Here is a 2,911-nt window from a genome sequence, read left to right on the forward strand (position 1 = left end):
CGTCGCCCCCCACCGGCCACCGCTCCCGCCGGCCGGGCCCACCACCCCGGCCGGCGAGGTCCGTCACGGTTCCCGCGCCCGGGAGGGCGTGCCGGGCCGGCCGTATCCGGGGAGGCGGCACCCCGGTGTGACCCGGCACCCGGCCCCGCGCGTGCCGGGCTGCGCTTCACCAGCCGTACACCTGCACCCTCTTGGCATGTATACATCCATCCGGGATGCTGAACTCCCCATCCGCCCACAGCCGTTGGCGACGCCCGGACCACGAGGAGGACGCAGTGCCGTCGAGCACGTTCCGAACGCACCGCAGGAGATGGCTGACCGGCCTGGCCGGCGCGGCCGCGCTCGTCATCGCCTTCCCCGCCACCGCCTTCGCCGCGCCCCCTCCCGCCCTGCCGGCCAACGCGGACGCCCTGGAACGGACGTACCAGCCCGCCTACGACTACGACACCGACGGCTGCTACCCGACAGCGGCGATCGGCCCGGACGGCTCCGTCAACCCCGGCCTCAAACCGACCGGCGCCCTCAACGGCAACTGCCGTGACGCCTCGGACCTGGAGAACACCAACGGCTACTCCCGCTCCACGTGCAACAACGGCTGGTGCGCCGTCGTCTACGGCCTGTACTTCGAGAAGGACCAGGCCCTGCCGGGCGTCAGCCTCGGGGGGCACCGGCACGACTGGGAGCACGTCGTGGTCTGGGTGCAGAACGACACCGTGCAGTACGTGTCCACGTCCAACCACGGGTCCTTCACGGTCCACGCGCGGTCGGCGGTCCGCTTCGACGGCACGCATCCGAAGATCGTTTACCACAAGGACGGCATCGGCACCCACTGCTTCCGCCTCGCGGGGCCGGGCGACGAGCCGCCGGAGAACCACAGGGGCGCATGGCAGTACCCGACGCTGGTCGGCTGGAACGGCTACCCGGCGGGACTGCGCGACAAGCTCAGCTCGTACGACTTCGGCAGCGCCCACTTCGGGCTGAAGGACGGCAGCTTCGCCTCCCACCTCGCCGCGGCCAAGCCCTCCGGCATCCCCTTCGACCCGAACGTCTGACCCTACGCGGCCCGTTGGCGCCGGGGCGCCGTTCGGCGTCCCCGCACGGGCGGAACTCCCGGAGGGTCTATGGTGTCGGCATGTCCGCCCCCGAACTGATCCGCATCGTCTCCCGCGACTCGCCCATGGCGCTCGCCCAGGTGGAGCGCGTCCGGGCCGAGTTGGCCGCTGCCCGTCCCGGTGTGCGCACCGAGGTCGTACCGGTGAAGACGACCGGGGACAAGTGGCTCGGCGACCTGTCGGAGGTGGAGGGAAAGGGCGCGTTCACCAAGGAGGTGGACGCCGCGCTGCTCGCCGGTGCGGCGGACCTCGCCGTGCACTGCGTCAAGGACGTGCCCGCCGACCGGCCGCTCCCGGCGGGCACGGTGTTCGCCGCGTTCCTGAAGCGGGACGACATCCGCGACGCCCTCGTGCACCCGGACGGCCTCACCCTCGACGAACTCGCACCCGGCACCCGGATCGGCACCTCCTCGGTGCGCCGGGTCGCCCAACTGGCCGCCACCCACCCGCATCTGCGGTGCGTGCCGTTCCGCGGCAACGCCAACCGGCGGCTGGCCAAGCTCGCCGCCGGGGAGGCGGACGCCCTGCTGCTCGCGGTCTCCGGCCTGGAGCGCATCGGCCGCGCCGACGTGATCAGCGAGGTGCTCTCCCCCGAGGCCATGATGCCGCCCATCGGCGCGGGCATCCTCGCGCTGCAGTGCCGTGAGGGCGACACCGGCCTGATCGACACGGTCGGCGCCCTCGGCCATCCGGACACCCATCGCGAGGCCGCCGCCGAACGCATGTTCCTGCACGTACTGCAGGGGCACTGCAACAGCCCGATCGCCGGCTACGCGCGGGTGGACCGCGGCGGCGAACTGTCCCTGCGGGCGTGTGTCTTCACCCCGGACGGCAAGACCCGGCTGAACGCGCACGAGTGGGCGGGGCGGCTCGACCCGGCCACGCTCGGCACCTCGGTCGCCGTGGCGCTGCTGCGTCAGGGAGCCCGCGAGATCATCGACGGCATCCCGCACTGACGCGACGCTCAGGCGGTCCCCTCCTCCGCCTGCTCCTGCAGGAAGACGCTCACCTGCTGGGCGAGGCTCTCCCGGCACGCGCCCGCGGGCGCCCCCGCGGGCCCCTCGTGCACGCCGACGCCGCCCGCCCACAGCCGGCGCCCGGCCCACTCCTCGTCGACGCGCAGCTGGACCTGGACGTCGACCTGGCTCAGGGCCGTTTCGGGACCGGCCGCGTAGAGGACGGCGGTGGCCCGGCGCAGCGGGTAGACGTCGAATCCCTCGATGAACTGCGAATTGCGCCAGTCGATGAACGCGCTCTCGCCGTCGGGGCCGGTCCGTACGTCGATCTGACCGTCCTCGACGTGAATGGAGAAAGGCTGGTCGCCACGGTTCTCCACGGTCACGCGGACACTGAAGTACGTCAGCCCCTCGGCGGCGTCGTCCCGTCCCCTCGGCGGTTCGCCGGCTTCCAGACGGTGGACGCGGACCCGCAGACCGGCATGCTCGTCGTACTCCTGCCAGTCCCCGACCACGTTCGGCTCGTACACAGTGCACCTCTCGACTTCTGTCCGCTGTTTCCTATCTGTGGCCTCGGCACACTGTCAAATGAGCGGAATGCGCTGTGGTCAGGCGGTTCGCCCGGTCCGATCGGTGATCAAGCGCTGCGCTGGAGGAATCCCCCGGCCGCCCGGCCGGCGGCCGGCGGGAGCGTGCCGCACATCACGTCCGGCGCCGTGATCACCGGCGCGCCGCCCGGGTGGTCCGCGACGGCGGGGACCGCCCGGTCCGGAGCCGCCCGCTCCGGGGCGGGGAATTTCACGCCGTGAATTCACTCGATTCCACGCCGTGTGCTTTCCGGGG

The 2,911-nt window shown here is 72.4% G+C and carries 4 protein-coding genes; 2 read left to right on the forward strand and 2 right to left on the reverse strand.

Going from position 1 to position 2,911, the window contains the following annotated elements:
• The first annotated feature begins 275 nt into the window (after positions 1-275).
• Both B7767_RS09715 and hemC read left to right on the forward strand, forming a co-directional pair.
• Positions 276-1,052, forward strand: a complete 777-nt coding sequence (locus B7767_RS09715; RefSeq protein WP_085571835.1) for an NPP1 family protein — start codon at positions 276-278, stop codon at positions 1,050-1,052.
• Between the two features lie 80 nt (positions 1,053-1,132).
• Positions 1,133-2,068: a hydroxymethylbilane synthase gene (hemC, locus tag B7767_RS09720; RefSeq protein WP_085571836.1), complete on the forward strand. Its 936-nt coding sequence runs from the start codon at positions 1,133-1,135 to the stop codon at positions 2,066-2,068.
• An 8-nt stretch (positions 2,069-2,076) separates the two neighbouring features.
• On the opposite strand, the gene B7767_RS09725 is transcribed toward hemC, so the two are convergent.
• The gene (locus B7767_RS09725; RefSeq protein WP_085571837.1) at positions 2,077-2,598 is read right to left on the reverse strand and encodes a hypothetical protein; all 522 of its coding nucleotides are present in this window, start codon (positions 2,596-2,598) and stop codon (positions 2,077-2,079) included.
• A 107-nt stretch (positions 2,599-2,705) separates the two neighbouring features.
• Positions 2,706-2,870, reverse strand: a complete 165-nt coding sequence (locus B7767_RS46260) for a hypothetical protein (RefSeq protein WP_179167090.1) — start codon at positions 2,868-2,870, stop codon at positions 2,706-2,708.
• Positions 2,871-2,911 lie beyond the last annotated feature (41 nt).

The sequence above is a fragment of the Streptomyces sp. 13-12-16 genome (assembly GCF_002114215.1).
Taxonomy (GTDB): domain Bacteria; phylum Actinomycetota; class Actinomycetes; order Streptomycetales; family Streptomycetaceae; genus Streptomyces.

Bases quoted from the DNA above. Each gene is read 5' to 3' on its own strand.
- hemC (WP_085571836.1), top strand. From the start codon at position 1,133: ATGTCCGCCCCCGAACTGATCCGCATCGTCTCCCGCGACTCGCCCATG.